The following is a 16,064-nucleotide window of genomic DNA, read 5'->3' on the forward strand; positions in this document are numbered from 1 at the left end:
TAGCATCAGCTTACTTCCGTAGTCATGTACGGAGTCAAGCGATAAATGAAACAACTTTGAGAGTCTGACCATCGGCACCTTACCGTCGCTGTGCTCCCATGCATGCGGCTTGGTATTCGGAGTTCTGCTCCGGGATCCAATCTGTCATTGCACTTCCTTTGAGCCGTGAAGACGACCGACCTCCGTGCATCGCCAGCACTTGCGGTGCGTCCGTTTTCTTGCATCAAACACGCGTTTTTTCTATCAAAACTAAAATGAATAGCGTAACCTTACTTCCGTAGTAATGTACGGAGTCAAGCGATATGCAAGCTTTTTTTGAGAATCTAACCATTGGCGTCTTCGCCAAGGCGGCCGGGGTCAATGTGGAGACCATCCGGTTTTATCAGCGCAAGGGCTTGTTGCCTGAGCCGGACAAGCCTTATGGCAGCATTCGGCGGTATGGCGAAGCAGATGTGACGCGGGTGCGGTTTGTAAAATCTGCCCAACGTCTTGGCTTCAGTCTCGACGAGATCGCAGAGCTATTGAGGTTGGACGACGGCACCCACTGTGAGGAAGCAAGCAATTTAGCGGAACGCAAGCTCAAAGACGTACGTGAGAAGATGGCCAACTTGGCACGTATGGAATCGGTGCTGTCCGAACTAGTGTGCGCCTGCCACTTGCGACAAGGAAATGTTTCCTGCCCGTTGATTTCGTCACTACAAGGTGATGGAAGCCCAGCTATGCCATAGCGCACGATTTTTACGTTTCGTGACAGTTCTCATCACTTGACATCGTCTGGATGTACTGCAAATAATGGAGGAAACAAGTTTAATATTTAAAATAACCGGACTCATTGTTTCGGCTTTCGCCGAAATCGTCGCGTGCTTTTTGCCCTATCTATGGCTTAGATAGAGAAAGGGGCTCTTTTTGTGTAGCTATTGATATCGCATCCAGCCGCAAGTGGCAAGGTTTATGCTGCCTTCAGCAGATTAACTCTTACGCATTACCTATAACTATGCTCCAGCCAGCCCTTTGTATGGAGGCTGACAAAACCACATATTCTACACCGACTTGATATTCCGCCTTTCGACACATTCCATGAGGCGCTTTATATCCCAACCATCAGGTGCTGCCCGGTTAGCAAATCCTCGGCGTAGCCAATAGCCACCCGTAAGCATCGCCCAAAGCCAGCCCTACATTTTGTAGAATTACTCTTAATAGACGGGCGATGCTATCGATAGGTAATTCATTTTCTCCGACATGCCTCCAGTCATCGATTGTGCGGCACCAATCCAATCAAGATAGGCCTCAACCGAACATAAACGGGACAACATGCGCAGAGATTTTGTCGATCATTGATCGTCACAAAAAGGTAAGTAATGCCCACGACCACTCTGACGTCCACATGTTTGGTACGAAGTCAGTTAGACTCGCCGTTTCGAAATCTCTGTATTTGGTTCTAATGCCTTTTCATAGATTTTTCTTCGTCGTAGTAACAAATACACTACCGGTACAACAAACATTGAAAGTAACGGTGCAGTGATCATGCCTCCCACCATGGGTGCAGCGATACGCTTCATCACTTCCGAGCCAGTACCCGTACCAAGCATGATGGGCACCAGACCTGCAATGATGACGGCGACCGTCATTGCTTTTGGCCTCACCCGCAGTGCAGCACCTTCCAGAATGGCGTCAAGCAAATCTTGTTCATCGACTTTTCCGATGGCGATACGCGCTTCCCAGGCATGTTTCAGGTACAACAGCATAATCACACCGAATTCGGCGGAGACGCCCGCCAGCGCGATAAAACCGACGCCACTGGCGACCGACAAATTATGTCCAAGTGCCCACAGCAACCAGATGCCACCGACCAGTGCAAACGGCAAAGTCGCCATGATCAATATAGCTTCGTCGACACGTTTGAAGGTCATGTACAACAGCACGAAGATGATCATCAAGGTTGCGGGGACAACGACTTTTAGTTTGGTAGTCGCGCGCTCCAAATACTCAAACTGTCCAGACCATGCAATCGAATAACCTGCCGGTAGCTGCACTTCTTTGGCAACGACTTTCTGCATATCAAGCACCACTGAATTCAGGTCCCGGTCGCGGATATCGACAAACACCCATCCTGACAAGCGCGCATTTTCACTCTTGAGCATTGGGGGGCCATCATTGATGCGAATTTCTGCCACATCGCCCAGTCGGATTTGTGCTCCCCGCTCGGTCAGTACAGGTAGTTGTCGTAGTTTCTCGACTGAATCGCGTACTTCCCGTGGATAGCGAACATTGATCGGAAACCGTTGTAAACCTTCGATGGTTTCTCCGATATTATCCCCGCCAATCGCTGCAGATATGACGCTTTGTACATCTGCAATATTGAGGCCATAACGTGCGGCGGCATCGCGGTTGATATCGATATCAATATAACGCCCCCCATTGAGTCTTTCTGCTAATGCCGAAGAAACTCCAGGAAGGTTTTTAATGGCGCGTTCAATATCGCTCGTAATCCGGTCTATTTCTTTCAGGTTGGAGCCCGCGACTTTCACACCCACCGGACTTTTTATACCGGTTGCCAGCATATCAATACGATTGCGAATAGGTGGCACCCAGATATTGGATAGCCCGGGTACTTTGACAATGCGATCTAATTCTTCTACCAGCTTATCGGTTGTCATACCCGGCCGCCATTGGTCGCGGGGCTTGAACTGTATCGTGGTCTCAAACATCTCTAATGGTGCCGGATCAGTTGCACTTTCTGCTCGCCCAGCTTTGCCGAATACGCTTTTTACCTCTGGTACCGTTTTAATCAATCGGTCAGTTTGCTGAAGCAATTCCGAAACTTTACCTGCGCCTATGCCCGGCAGTGCGGATGGCATATACAGTAAATCACCTTCGTCCAGTGGTGGCATGAATTCACCGCCGAGGCGGGACAGTGGCCACAGCGTTACTGCGGCAATAAGTCCGGCGATCAGCAAGGTGGTTTTGGGGAAGCGCAAGACCGCATTCAGTAAAGGCCGGTATATCGCAATCAGGAAGCGGTTGAGAGGATTTTTTTGTTCATCAGGAATCTTGCCTCGGATCAGGTAACCCATTAATACTGGTATCAAGGTAACAGCCAGACCGGCTGCAGCCGCCATGGTATAGGTCTTGGTGAATGCAAGTGGAGAGAATAGTCGTCCTTCCTGTGCTTCCAGCGTAAAGACCGGGATAAAAGATAAAACAATGATCAGCAATGAGAAAAACAGCGCAGGTCCCACCTCAGCAGCAGCGTCGCCGATCACTTGCCAATGGGGCTCTCCATGAAGTGTTTCGCCGGGATGTGCATGGTTCCATGCTTCGATGTGTTTGTGGACATTTTCTATCATGACCACCGCCGCATCAACCATTGCGCCAACGGCGATAGCAATGCCACCCAAGGACATGATATTAGCGTTCACCCCTTGGTAATACATGACGATGAAGGCAATCAGGATGCCGATGGGTAAAGTGACAATAGCGACTAAGGCTGAGCGAAGATGAAATAAAAAGATGGCGCAGACAATGGCGACTACAATGAATTCTTCGATTAATTTCTCTTGCAGGTTTTTGACTGCGCGATTGATTAGATTGGATCTATCATAGGTAGTGACGATTTCCACGCCGGCAGGCAAACTGGTTTTGAGTTTTTCCAGTTTGGCTTTGACTGCATTGATGGTTTCCAACGCATTTTTTCCTGAGCGCATGACAATGACGCCCCCAGCAACTTCACCTTCACCATTCAGGTCAGCAATACCACGCCGCATTTCAGGCCCGATCTGAACACGTGCCACGTCCCCCAGGCGTACGGAAACTCCTGCATCGGTTGTCATCAAAGGTATTTTACGGAAATCATCGAGTGATTTCAGATAGCCGGAGGCACGCACCATGTACTCGGCTTCCCCTAGTTCTAAGACTGAGCCACCGATTTCCTGATTGGCCTTTTGTACCGCTTCAATGATTTTGCCATGTGGGATGTTATAAGCACGCATTTTGTCCGGGTCGAGCTGTATCTGGTACTGGCGCACCATGCCGCCTATACTGGCTACCTCAGACACATTCGGTACTGATTTCAGTTCGTACTTAAGAAACCAGTCCTGGAATGCGCGCAGTTGGGATAAATCCATCTTGCCACTGCGGTCCACCAAGGCATATTCATATACCCAACCAACACCGGTCGCATCCGGACCCAGCGACGCCTTGGCTTGAGGCGGCAATCGAGACTGCACCTGGTTCAGATATTCCAGTACGCGGGAACGTGCCCAGTACATATCCGTGCCATCTTCAAACAAGACATAGACAAATGAATCACCGAAGAAAGAATAGCCGCGTACCGTCTTGGCACCGGGTACCGACAACATGGTGGTTGTCAGAGGGTAAGTGATCTGGTTTTCGACGATTTGCGGCGCCTGACCTGGGTAACTGGTACGGATAATGACTTGTACATCTGACAGATCTGGAATTGCATCTAGCGGGGTGCGTGATAAAGACCAGACACCCCAGGTGGTCATCATCAGGGTAACAAGTAGAACCAGGAAACGGTTGGTGATGGACCAACGTATTAGTTTGGACATCATTTTTTTACTCCGGTCGATGAAGAAGGGGACTTCATCGCATCATTCACTGCTTTAGATGCCTGACTGGATTTAGGTGTTTCTGGTTGTGGTGAGATGGCAGTGATTTGATATGTGCCATCCGTGGTTTGGCGGAGGTCAAAAATTACCATGTCACCGACATTGATGTTTGCAGGCAAACCATGTTGGGGCAGCTTGAACCCCATGGTCATCGCTTTCCATTCCAGTGATGGAATAGGGCGATGAGATAGTGTGATTTCATTTTTATCTATCTTTTCAACTTTGCCACTACCATGGTGTGTCGCTGGCGCAGCTTTATTGGTGTTGATTCCAGGTGTATCACCCATACGGGTTGCTGTGCCTCTCAGGCTAGCTTCGGAATCAATCAAAAATTGACCGGACACCACGACTTTTTGTCCGACTTCCAGACCTTTACGGATTTCGGTCTGTCCATTTGCCTCAGCGCCTGCTTCAACATCAACAGAATTGAATTTCCCGTCGCCCTGAGCAACCATCACCACGGTACGATTACCCGTCTGGATCACAGCTTCGGTCGGCACTTGCAAAATATCTTTGCGAGTTTCAGGATTGAAACTCAAATTGGCAAACATGCCTGGTACTAATTGACCAGATGGATTCGCCAGTTCGATACGCGCTTTCAGCGTGCGGGTAGTGACGTCGATCTGGGGAAGAATGGCATTGACCTTACCTTTGAAGGTGATACCTGACAACGATGGAGTGCTTGCCTCTACCGCAGTCCCTATATGTATCCTGGCGGATTGATTTTCAGGAATGTCGGCATTAACCCAGATCGCACCAAGAGCATTGATCCGAAATAAAGGTGTACTGGTTATCACTGTCATGCCTTCACGCGCAGACAACTCTGTGACGACACCGCTGATCGGCGCAGTGATAACAATGCGTGAATTTACCTTCCCGCTAGCCTCGACTGCATGAATTTGATCATCGCTCATCCCTGCCAAGCGCATACGTTGCTTTGCCCCATCTATTAAACCTGCAATGCCACTCGCCTGCATGCGCTTCGCTGTCAGATATTCTTCCTGGGCAGCAACCCAATCTGGCACATACAGTTCAGCCAGTGCTTGTCCTTTCTTGAGCGTATCAAGTGGTGCGCGTACGTAGAGTTTTTCGACAAAGCCATTACTACGTGCCTGCACAAGAGCGACGTCACGTTCGTTATACGCCACACTACCAACTGCCACCATCGCTGACGACAGGTTACTGCGCGTCACTTCTGCCATACGTACACCAAGGTTTTGTTGTACACGTGGACTGATGTTGACTGAACCCTCATCACCACTATCGGCATAGACAGGCACTAGTGGCATGTCCATAAAGGGAGATTTGCCCGGTTTATCAAATTTCTGACCAGGAACCATGGGGTCATGCCAGTACAATACTTTTTTTTCGCCAGCGACGGCGCTTGTTATTGACGCATGTGAGTGTAATCCACCAGCCTCAAGCTTCCCTTGCTTGAGTCCCAATTGATAAAAACCATACCCACTGAAAGTCACCATTCCAGTAGCAATCAGTGCGGCGAGAATTTTCTTATTGTTCATGGCATATCCTTGTTCAAGGATGGCGTTGTATGCGTTGCTTGCACGTCGGCAGGAAACATGAAATTGAGTTGTGCCCATAACCGGGCTGTATCTGATTGCAGTTGCAGTGCTTGCAGCTGTATCTCTATTTCATTACGGCGTGCTGCCAGCAATTCGGTCAGACTGGACTTACCTCCTCGATACGAACCTAAGATCGCTTGAATACGTTCTTTTGCGAGTGGTATTAATTCGCGCTTATAGCGAGCACTGCGTTCAAGATCACTTTGCCACTCTTCTATCATTGCTCTCGTTTCAGTGACGCGCGCACGTAGTATTTCATCTCTTTCTGCCTTGACCTGTTCGACAGTTGCCAGTTTGGAGGACAATTCACGATCCTGGCGATTCTTTTGATCCCATTGGAAGGGTAGTGATATGCCGATCGAGACCATATTGGAATAAGCTGAACCGCGCTGCTGGAATGCGACTTCAATACTCCAGTCAGATTGTTGATTGGCTTTCGCCAATCGGGCATCTGCCTCTGCAATTTCCGTTTCTCTGGTGAGCACAGCGATTTGGGGATGATGTGCCAGCGACTTGTCCAGTGCTGCTATCTCCAGGTGAATGTTTTCGATATCGGGCACACCTGATAGTGGAAGTTCTGAATCTCCCCCAGTCCAACGATTTAACAGCGTCTTGGCAGTGCGAACTTTGCGTAAGATTTCACTGTAACGGTCGTCGACCATACTGAGTGTACTGCGAGCCGCGAAGATGTCCGCCTGGCTGCCGCGACCCGAGCGATAACTACTCTCAGCGGCCTCAATTTCGAGTTTCGCCTGGTTTGTTTGTTCGGCGATCAGAATTGCCATACGTTCAAAATAGTATCTGTCGAGCCACGCGCTAGCAGTGTCACGCAGAATAGCTGCAATCGTACTCGCTTTCTCTGCCACGATTTTGTTCGCTTCTCGATCATAACGATCCGCGCGTAACTGGCGTTTATCGCTTCTGATCAGCTCTTGCATGATGCCGATGCGGCGCATAGTCATGAAATCATTGGTCAGGCTACCTCGGTCAGGACCACTGATTGGCAGATTGTCGATTCCAGCCTTGATTACTGGATCAGGTAATTGACCAGCTGCAACTGCCATTTCGCGGGAAGCAGTCGCGGCCATATCCTGTGCGATCAATTGACGTGAACGAGAGATTGCGAGTTGCTGAGCGTTACTCAAAGTTAGCGAGGACTCTGCCGCGTAAGCGTAGGGCGATGCAATTCCAAGAAATATCTGTACAGTAACTGCGGTTAGAAACTGAAAATAATGATTTAATTTAAGATGCACAATCAAATGTGCATAGAATGAGAAAGACATGGAGCCTCCAGATAGCCAGAACAGCACTTTGATCGATAGAACTCAAAGTGACCGATTGAAACGGATCTGGGACGGATTAAATACGGAAGCAGCAGTTGCGGATAGAAATGGGCGGAGATGTGGAGCGCGTCAAATATAACGGATACTCTTGCTGAGTTCCCTGAATACCATCAACATAAATCAGGTCTAGCGTTAGCGTCAACCCAGTAAATACAAATGGCTGCACAACAGGGACTTGCGGCTTGTCTAGCGATTGCTTCGCATACGTATTCTCGGCATGCATATGGCACAATGCAGGTTGTTCTTTATCCATTCCTACACAGTCGATCATATTAGAAGATCTGACGAGTGCGGATAATCCAGACACTGCTATACCCATCGTTTGTCCTGGACACACGTATGACGCTGCAGCAAGCTGCATAAACAGCATGCTGCAGAATATGATCAACGCAGTGAATAAACGATGTGTCCGAGATAATTTCACGTAATTATCTTTATAGTGTCAAAAAAAACGAATTAAATAGTCAATATGGTAAATTAATTTTACCCTTATCTCGGGAAAATTCCCGAATATTTCTTTGATTCCTTAGCTCGGTTGCTACTATTCTATTTTACAACCTATATTAACCAAACCATGAAGAACATTCAGTTCTGGCTGGAGCACTAAATTTGCTTTGATCGGTTGCTCGATAACAGGTGTGCGTTTACATGGTGCCGACATATATAAAAACGCGATTCAGATGAAATTTCCACTCGCCCAATGTCTTACGTCGACCGGAAGTAACCGCTATCAGGGCTGGTCTAGCCAATGCAATGACGTGAAGTCAAATCCGGCCGCCAAAGTGGGCTTGATGATCTCAAAGTAGGGCGAGACGTCGAAATCACGCGGCGCGAACAGACTGTGATGGCGCACCTGCAGAATTTCCTCTATGCATCCTAAGCATTCGGGGCGGTCGGCGTTACGAAATTCGGTTATGGGCAAGATCGGGTATCGAATAGACTGGAATGCCTGGGCGATCAGGGTAGAGCAGATGGCACGAGTGGGATCTCCACTGCCCAAAGCCAGCATACGACGCCTGAAGCGCAACGGGACCGGCGGTGTGGGCAGCAGATAGCGCGCTAGGTCGACCACGTTACGCAGATCGTATTTGTTGCCGATACGAGCGATGGCGAACGCGGTTATCTTCCGGCAGTCGGATTCATTTAAGCCTACTGGACGGCAAATACGGGCATGCAAACCTGTGAATTCTTGTATCCCGATGCTGCGCACCCCCTCGACAATATCCGCTTCGATGAAACAATGCCCGGATTGCCCTCCTGCTTCCGTCAGGTGAGCCCCCACAAATAACGCCGCATGCGACCAGGTCGATTGCGTCAAGTACTTGATCGCGTTGCTGATGCGGCTATTACCTTCAACCAGAAGTACGTCCCCAGGTTGCAGACATGCGAGCAAGTGGACCGGTTCGTTAGCCGGCCCGATACCATGTACATGCGTCGTTCTTGCAAGGAAACGCGCCAGTCGCAAACCGAGCCAGCTAAACGTCAGGGTCATCGTTACACTCCGGTTCGAATGGAAAATTGGTTCATAGTCGGCTAATTGGGTGGAATGAAAACAAGTTAAATGTAAACTTTCTAAACCCTAGCAATCATAATTATTCGTGGTAGGCATGCTAATGCTACTAGTGATAGTCGACGCAGTACTCGGTTTTCTTACATATCCAACATTTCTCCAGGAATAACAATAATTTTCCAACCGGAAGAGAGAGTCTATGCGGGAAAGTATGTCGAAAGGAAAATATAGACAGAACAATATATCTATTAATTTATAAAATAAGATAGATTAAGAGGGTCGGCCGGGATTCCTTAAAATTCCGCAGGAATGTATTTAACTCACTGATTTAATTGAGATATTTCGACTTTTTCAAATGCCGATTAAATGGACGATTCACTATTGCTTCCCTAGTCCAGTCCGATCTTGTCTCGATATGCATATTCAATCAGGTCTTGTATCAACTCGATCTGACCGGGCCAAGACAACAACCCGCGAGCCCCGAACATGTTTAGTGAACGGGGACTCGCCTGTTTTCGGCCCGTTGATTATTTAGCCAGCCTGTATCGGTAGCGCAATTGAACGATATAGGGCCGAATGAAATCAGCGGCCGCCTCCCAGTCGTCATCCCTGGCAATAGAAATACTCCAGTTGCAACCGACGTCATCTAGGTAGCCCAAATGGAATACGCGACCCAGTTTGATATTTTTGTGATCTTTGTATTGTTTGTATTTGGCTCTGATTAACTTCTGTAGTTCTTTTCTTTTTATCGTAGCCCGCTTCATTTTCCGTTCTCCATCAGATCGTCATAGTCCAGCTTTAGATTCGAAGATTGCCTATTGATTGTTTGAATTGCGGCGCAATAGGCTTCCAGCGGCGTTCTCTTCGAACCGGCTTGCTTCTTCAATGTAGCCTTGCACGGTTCCGTCATGGCGCCAGCCGCCCTGGCGCTTGATGTCGCGGAAGTCGGCGCCAGCGCGGTGCGCACTGGTGGCCATGCCGCGGCGCAGGCTATGGCTGCTGAGCTCGGGCACGTAATCCAACTGCGCCTGCTTGGCGCACTCAGCCAAGATAGTATTCACGCTGGATTCATGCAATGCGTCGGCACCGATCTTGCCCCATTTATCGACGCGGCGGAAGATCGGGCCGGACGTAATACCGGCGGCGGCGAGCCAGATTCTGAGGGCGGTTGCCGGGCAGCAGACGTCGTCGCCATATGGGATAGCCTTCACGATACCTTCCCCCTCCTGGTCCGTCTTGGAGCGCGGCAAGGTGATCGCGATGCCTTCCGCTTGCCATTTGATGAATTCCACCTCCAGGCTCGCCACCTCGCTACGGCGGAATCCGCCAAAAAAACCGATCTGCAGCAACGCGCTATCGCGTTTAGCTTTGACGGTGTCGAACTGCTCCAGCGCAACGATGATGCGCTCCAGGTCTTCCACCGGCAGGGCTTTGGCCTTCTTTTTTGGCTTACCGTGGACCCGGGAGATCCCGGTCAGCGTTTTACGGACCGTCGGGAGCGATGCCGGGTCCGGAAAGCCCTGATGCACGTGCCACTGGGACAGCGCCGTCAGACGCAGCGCCAGCGTGCGGGGATTCAACGCGGCCGCATGGGCCAGCAGGTAGTGGATGATGGCCGGTTCATCCGTCGGCAGCGCCCCACCCCAGGCCAGGAAGTGCTGGATAGCGGAGCGGTAGGCGCGGCGCGTATTGTCGGATGTGGCGGCCGCGAGCAGTGTGGCATGCTGCTGCAGTTCCACAGTAGAAGGCGTACCGACGTTACGCAATTGTGGCGGCTTGCCCAATTGACTTGGAGCGCTTGTAATTTCCGGGATGGTATTTTCTGGCATGGGATGTCGCTCAGAATTGGGTTTTGTAATGGTGATTTTTCAGCATAGCACAAACCTTAACCCAATAACACGCGATAAACAACCTTATCGAGTGTGTGAATTATGATTTTCTTGAATTTAATTAATTCATTATATATAGTTATATTACGTAATACGTAACACATAATTTTATTCGAGGCTCACTATGGCGCGTGCAGGCATTCTCTATTCCGATGTTGTTAGAGCAGCATCTTTATTGGTCGAACAGGGTAAATCGGTCACGGTCGACAATGTGCGCGAAGCGATGGGCGGCACCGGCAGCAAAAGTACCATCGCACCGATGCTGAAGCGCTGGAAACTGGAGCACCAAGAACAGGTCGAGGCATCTACTGCAGGCCTCTCTGCAACGCTGATACAGGCGGTCAAAGTTGTCTACGACCATCTGCAAGCTGAGGCGGGACAACAAATCGAATTGGCGCAGCAACGCCATCGGGATGAGCTCCAAGCGATGCATAAACAGGGACAGCTCCTGCTGGACGAAAAGACGGCGCTAGCCCGAAGGAGCGATGCACTCGCGGCAGAAGTGAAAAACGCAGATCAGGCAATCGCTAAACTGCAATCGGAAAAACAAGTAATGAGCGTATCGCTGGCGACACTGGAAAGCGACCGATCCGGGCTTCAGCTTCGTTTGGCGGATAGGTCGGCCGAAGTCGCCGCGCTCAATCAACAGTTGACGCTGGCACGGGCTCAATTCGATCATTATCAGGAAGCGACCGCCGCGCAGCGCGCCGAAGAAAAGCAGGCCTATGAACATCGTACCGCACGGTTAGAGCTTGATCTCGCCGCCAGCCACCAGAGATTGCTCGGGCAGCAGTCGACTCTCGCAGTCCAGGAAACGCAAATTTCGCATTTGAACGCAGAAAACGACCGCTTGCAGGAACTGAATAGCACTATAAACGACGAGGTGGCACTGCTGCGCTCTGAACGGAATGTCTTGGCGCATGAGTTAAAGGTAATGTCATCGACGTGCAAAATAGCGACTGAACGCGAAGCCTCCAGCCAGCACACTCTGGCGTCGAATGAGCAGCTTCTCGCCGTTCGGACGCGAGAAACATACCTGCTTTCGGAACAGTTGACGAAGGCCGAATTGCTGTCAGAACGCCTGAATCAGGAAAAGATCGAGCTCTTGCAGCGTTGCGCCACACTAGAAGCCACCGGAAAAGGTATCGGCACTTCGCAGTAAATAGGTACAATAGCAACAATGCTTCCGCCAGAGATCAATGATCAATCGGCCATCGAAGCCATCTTGACAATCAATGCAAATTAAACAACATACATGACTCAGATCGCACCTGCAATTGTCAAACGAAATGAGGGCTCGGATAGCCTGGGGCGCTACTACACCAAGACGGATATTGGCGGACTCTTAATTGATCAAATGGCAGGACTTTCCCCAAATCGAGTCCTTGACCTGGGCGCTGGCGCCGGCACATTATCGAGGGCAGCATTACAGCGTTGGAAAAATATCGAGCTACTGACCGTAGACGTCGACACCGCGGCGCGCACTCACCTTCGAAAGCTTTTTAAGTCTACACACGGTGTCAAGCACAGCCACATTCATGCGGACGCTCTAAGCGATCGACTACCGAAACTCATCTCGGCGAGAGCTAACTCAATCGATGCTGCAGTTTGCAATCCTCCTTTTATCATTCCGAAATGGCGAAAAGGTTTTGCTCAGATTGTTGAAGATGCAGGCTTTAGTGGTTGTCTGCCCGTTTTATCTGAAGTCGACGCTGCGTTGCTTTTCCTTGCTCAAAACTTGCGCCTGATGAGCGCCAACGCTACATTGGGCATCATCGTTCCGGACAGTCTGATTTCCGCATCAAAATATCGACTGTTCCGCCAAGAGCTCCTGCAAAGATACGCTATCCGAAAGGCGATTCGATTGCCGCGGCATTCGTTTCAAGGCACCGACGCTCAGGCTTATATCCTAGTTATTAGCAAGGACAGCGCAGCAACCCAGCAAATCCCTCTCCAAAAATTTGATGTCGGCTCCGATATGAGCTCCGAACTCCTGGTGGATGTAGATGCAGCGATTGATCGCCTAGATTTTGATTATCACGCGCACAGAGGGAAAACGCGTTCTTCCAAAAAATCTCACATCACACTTGGCTCCATTGCATTGGACATCAAGCGAGGTTCGCTGACAAGTTCAGAAACTAGAGCATTTAATTTTCCTGTTTTTCACACCACCGATATGCCAGTCGATCTCGCAGGTGAATGGTGTGACCTTCGGCAGTTCGGAAAGTCGCAATACCACGCTTCGACGGATAGACATATCGTTTGTGCGGAGCCGGGAGACATTTTGTTAGCGAGAGTAGGCAGAAATCTGGAACATAAGGTTCTCGGTGTGGCCAGTGGATATCCGGTTTTAACAGATTGCGTCTATAGGATCAGAGTTCCGGAAAAGGCTCAGCAAAAAATACTTAAACAACTCATTTCATCTGATGGGCAAGCGTGGTTAGCATCCCGCTGTTACGGCGTCAGCGCAAAGCAGTTGTCAAAGGCTGACTTGCTTACTTTTCCCGTTTCAGTTTGATATTGCCCCAAAAAAAAGAAATGATACTTTTTTGACTCAGGATTAACTCTAAATGGCAGAATTTGAAGAGCGCGCAGATCAACTTTCGTTAAACTTGATAGACACGACCCTAGCTGACGGGGAAATATTTAAAAACGCGAGACGAAAGCTTCTTAGCACTGGAGCAAAGCTATTGGTTGGGCCGCGGGGAACCGGAAAAACTCATGTAATGCGGTACACCTATTTGCATGCTATGCAAACGGACTCTGCACCGCTCGTGCTATATGCTAATTTTAGCCGCTACCTCAATTTGGAACCATTGCTAAAAAAAGCCCCCGATGCCCTGAAACGCTTTCATTCCTGGGTAGTGGCCAAGCTGCTGTTGAGTTGTTTCGATTTCCTCAGTGACAAAAAAGAGGCCTCGTTATTTTTGACCGGCAAGAACCCTTTATTTGACGAGATCAAGCTGCGGGAGCTTGTTTCATTGCTGGAGCGCGGAAGCGGTACCGAGCAATATGAAACTTATGGTCAAAACCTAACCGTTGACCATGTGTTAGACGCTGTCGATTTATTACGGAAGAAATTCTCGCGCAAGCGCGTCGTGCTACTACTTGACGATGCAGCCCTCAGCTTAGCAGATCAGTATCTGATTGCTTTTTTTGAGATATACCGTCTGCTCAAGACTGAATTTGTTGCACCCAAGGCGTCGGTCTATCCTGGATCAACACAATACGGCCCCACATTCCATGCGTCGCATGAATCGGAGGAGGTTCCACTTTGGCTTTCCGTTGAAGACGCCGAGTATTCCCAGATTATGGGGGATATTGCAACGCGCCGCCTTACGTCGACCGAACTCGCCGGCATCAATTCGGACACACTCGAATCTTTCAAATTTGCTGCTTTCGGCATACCCAGGGCTTACTTGCGCTTATTGCGTGAATACTTGGACGTTCAAGCCGGCACATCGCAGCAAAAAATAAATAAGATTATTGAGCGCCAAACAGAGCTGATTGGTGCGGAATACGATTCGTTAGGAATTAAACTTAAGCAGTTTTCGTCACTGGTTGCAACCGGCCGAAAATTTTTCGAACGGGCCGTTGCCAGCGTTGCCGCTGCAAAAGGGCTTGAGCCGTCCGCGCGCAATATTATTTTCGCGCTCAAGCAGGACAGCGATCGAAATCCTCTAGCGGAGCGCATGCTACGGTTTTTAATCGAAGTTGGCATGCTGTATCCGCTGCAAGCGGTGTCTCACGGCGTCAACAGAAAATATGATCGATTCATTCCCCACCTCGCCTTTTTACATGCGCAGGGTGTTTTTCGGGAAGGCAGAGGATCATCGTCGAAAGATGTACCCCAATATATGCAGCGACCGCTAGCGAAACAGCCCATTAGGCGAACTCTGTCCACTGTGCTGGATCCCGACGAACTGGCAAGCCTGAAGCTGGACCTGCCACCATGTCAGGCATGCAATACTGCCCGCATCAATGAGTCTCAAAGATTTTGTCACAACTGCGGGACAGAACTGGTTGGCTCTTCATTGTTTGAAGAATGCATGAAGCTTCCTTTGGAGGAAGTCCCCGGCATTAGCGACACCTTGATTGCGCGAATCCATCAGTCGACCAAGCTGCGGACAGTCGGGCACGTCTATGCGGCACAGAATGCATCTGCGGATCTGCAACAAGCAAGTTATGTAGGGCCTGTGCGCGCCGGCGAAATTATTGGCAAAGTAACCCTGACGGTAAACGAATTTCTTTCCTGACCTATGGCTACTACTTTCCGCTGCCGCCTAACACTTAGTGTCTCGCCCGCCAATCCGCCTTTGATTACCGAGCAGCTTTTTGACCAGCAATATAAAGAATCCACTGATTCACCGATCGATGAATTTCTCACCCGACTGCAAGCAATTAATAGGCTTGCACCGCAACCAACGAATTTCGATCCATTTCAAGGCCAGTTGGTTCTGCTAGGAGTCATCGCCGCCGTAGAAAGTTATTTCCGCACCTTATTCAGACGCTTAATCGCTTTCGATTCAATTTGCCAGGAAAGCGTACACGAGCGGGACGTGTCTTACGGCGCAGCTATCCATTTGCCAAAGGACATGCTTCCCGAGGCAATGTTAGAGCGTATTTCATTCGTGAGTAGCGAAAACATCACGAAAGCAATTCGGGAGATGCTAGCAATAAAAGGAAATTTGCCACCGGATTTGGATACCGCTATCAAAGATTACGCCCGAGTCTGCCAGTTAAGGCATTGCGCGGTACATCGGTTCGGAAAATTAGGCGTCAGCAACGCTATTTCACTAGGTTTGACTGGGCATAAATCGCTGTTGGAAAAACCCTTGAAGCTGGATTATGTCGCTCTTCAAAACACGATTGCCATCTCGACCGGTTTGGTAAAGACATTGAATAATTTCTTGTTCAACGAGATGCTTTCTCGCCTTCCAGCGGCAAATTGGTCAACTCAATACGTGCGAGATAAGCCTCTGTTTTTGAGCTACTACAAATTATTTTCTGACAAAGTAAGTACGAATCGTTCGGCACAACCCAGCCAAATCTACAAACAATTCCTGAAGCAACGTGCACTGTTTGCCGCTGGGAACAGGTTATAGAATACG

The 16,064-nt window shown here is 49.5% G+C and carries 10 protein-coding genes; 5 read left to right on the forward strand and 5 right to left on the reverse strand.

Features of this window, described 5'->3' with window-relative positions:
* Positions 1-302: 302 nt before the first annotated feature.
* Positions 303-728 carry an Hg(II)-responsive transcriptional regulator gene (gene merR, locus H8K27_RS02990; protein ID WP_186861704.1) on the forward strand — a complete coding sequence of 142 codons (426 nt, stop codon included), beginning with the start codon at positions 303-305 and terminating at the stop codon, positions 726-728.
* 675 nt (positions 729-1,403) lie between these two features.
* On the opposite strand, the gene H8K27_RS02995 is transcribed toward merR, so the two are convergent.
* The 5 genes from H8K27_RS02995 to H8K27_RS03015 form a co-directional block, all read right to left on the reverse strand.
* Positions 1,404-4,574 carry an efflux RND transporter permease subunit gene (locus tag H8K27_RS02995; protein WP_186861705.1) on the reverse strand — a complete coding sequence of 1,057 codons (3,171 nt, stop codon included), beginning with the start codon at positions 4,572-4,574 and terminating at the stop codon, positions 1,404-1,406.
* Positions 4,571-6,151, reverse strand: a complete 1,581-nt coding sequence (locus tag H8K27_RS03000; protein ID WP_186861706.1) for an efflux RND transporter periplasmic adaptor subunit — start codon at positions 6,149-6,151, stop codon at positions 4,571-4,573. Before H8K27_RS03000 ends, H8K27_RS02995 begins: the two co-directional genes overlap by 4 nt.
* Entirely contained in the window at positions 6,148-7,494 is a 1,347-nt protein-coding gene (locus H8K27_RS03005) for a TolC family protein (protein WP_186861707.1), read from the reverse strand. Before H8K27_RS03005 ends, H8K27_RS03000 begins: the two co-directional genes overlap by 4 nt.
* A gap of 790 nt (positions 7,495-8,284) precedes the next feature.
* Positions 8,285-9,046, reverse strand: a complete 762-nt coding sequence (locus H8K27_RS03010) for a YiiX/YebB-like N1pC/P60 family cysteine hydrolase (protein ID WP_186861708.1) — start codon at positions 9,044-9,046, stop codon at positions 8,285-8,287.
* Positions 9,047-9,879: 833 nt separating this feature from the next.
* Complete coding sequence (locus H8K27_RS03015) at positions 9,880-10,893, reverse strand: site-specific integrase (RefSeq protein WP_186861709.1); 1,014 nt, start codon at positions 10,891-10,893, stop codon at positions 9,880-9,882.
* A gap of 184 nt (positions 10,894-11,077) precedes the next feature.
* On the opposite strand from H8K27_RS03015, the gene H8K27_RS03020 reads away from it, so the two are divergent.
* The 4 genes from H8K27_RS03020 to H8K27_RS03035 all read left to right on the forward strand — a co-directional run bounded on the left by H8K27_RS03020 (position 11,078) and on the right by H8K27_RS03035 (position 16,058).
* A complete protein-coding gene (locus H8K27_RS03020; RefSeq protein ID WP_186861710.1) occupies positions 11,078-12,115 on the forward strand; it encodes a DNA-binding protein in 1,038 nt (345 codons plus the stop codon).
* Positions 12,116-12,208: 93 nt separating this feature from the next.
* Positions 12,209-13,471, forward strand: coding sequence for an N-6 DNA methylase (locus H8K27_RS03025; protein ID WP_186861711.1), 1,263 nt, complete (start codon positions 12,209-12,211; stop codon positions 13,469-13,471).
* A 52-nt stretch (positions 13,472-13,523) separates the two neighbouring features.
* Complete coding sequence (locus H8K27_RS03030; protein WP_186861712.1) at positions 13,524-15,209, forward strand: hypothetical protein; 1,686 nt, start codon at positions 13,524-13,526, stop codon at positions 15,207-15,209.
* Between the two features lie 3 nt (positions 15,210-15,212).
* Positions 15,213-16,058 (forward strand): hypothetical protein, encoded by an 846-nt coding sequence (locus tag H8K27_RS03035; RefSeq protein WP_230418842.1) that lies wholly within the window; start codon positions 15,213-15,215, stop codon positions 16,056-16,058.
* Positions 16,059-16,064: the final 6 nt, after the last annotated feature.

The organism is Cognatundibacterium griseum, assembly GCF_014284195.1.
GTDB classification, from domain to species: domain Bacteria; phylum Pseudomonadota; class Gammaproteobacteria; order Burkholderiales; family Burkholderiaceae_D; genus Undibacterium; species Undibacterium griseum.

Bases quoted from the DNA above. Each gene is read 5' to 3' on its own strand.
- H8K27_RS03035 (WP_230418842.1), top strand. From the start codon at position 15,213: ATGGCTACTACTTTCCGCTGCCGCCTAACACTTAGTGTCTCGCCCGCC.
- H8K27_RS03010 (WP_186861708.1), bottom strand. From the start codon at position 9,046: ATGACCCTGACGTTTAGCTGGCTCGGTTTGCGACTGGCGCGTTTCCTT.
- H8K27_RS03030 (WP_186861712.1), top strand. From the start codon at position 13,524: ATGGCAGAATTTGAAGAGCGCGCAGATCAACTTTCGTTAAACTTGATA.
- H8K27_RS03025 (WP_186861711.1), top strand. From the start codon at position 12,209: ATGACTCAGATCGCACCTGCAATTGTCAAACGAAATGAGGGCTCGGAT.
- H8K27_RS02995 (WP_186861705.1), bottom strand. From the start codon at position 4,574: ATGATGTCCAAACTAATACGTTGGTCCATCACCAACCGTTTCCTGGTT.
- H8K27_RS03015 (WP_186861709.1), bottom strand. From the start codon at position 10,893: ATGCCAGAAAATACCATCCCGGAAATTACAAGCGCTCCAAGTCAATTG.
- H8K27_RS03005 (WP_186861707.1), bottom strand. From the start codon at position 7,494: ATGTCTTTCTCATTCTATGCACATTTGATTGTGCATCTTAAATTAAAT.
- H8K27_RS03000 (WP_186861706.1), bottom strand. From the start codon at position 6,151: ATGAACAATAAGAAAATTCTCGCCGCACTGATTGCTACTGGAATGGTG.
- merR (WP_186861704.1), top strand. From the start codon at position 303: ATGCAAGCTTTTTTTGAGAATCTAACCATTGGCGTCTTCGCCAAGGCG.
- H8K27_RS03020 (WP_186861710.1), top strand. From the start codon at position 11,078: ATGGCGCGTGCAGGCATTCTCTATTCCGATGTTGTTAGAGCAGCATCT.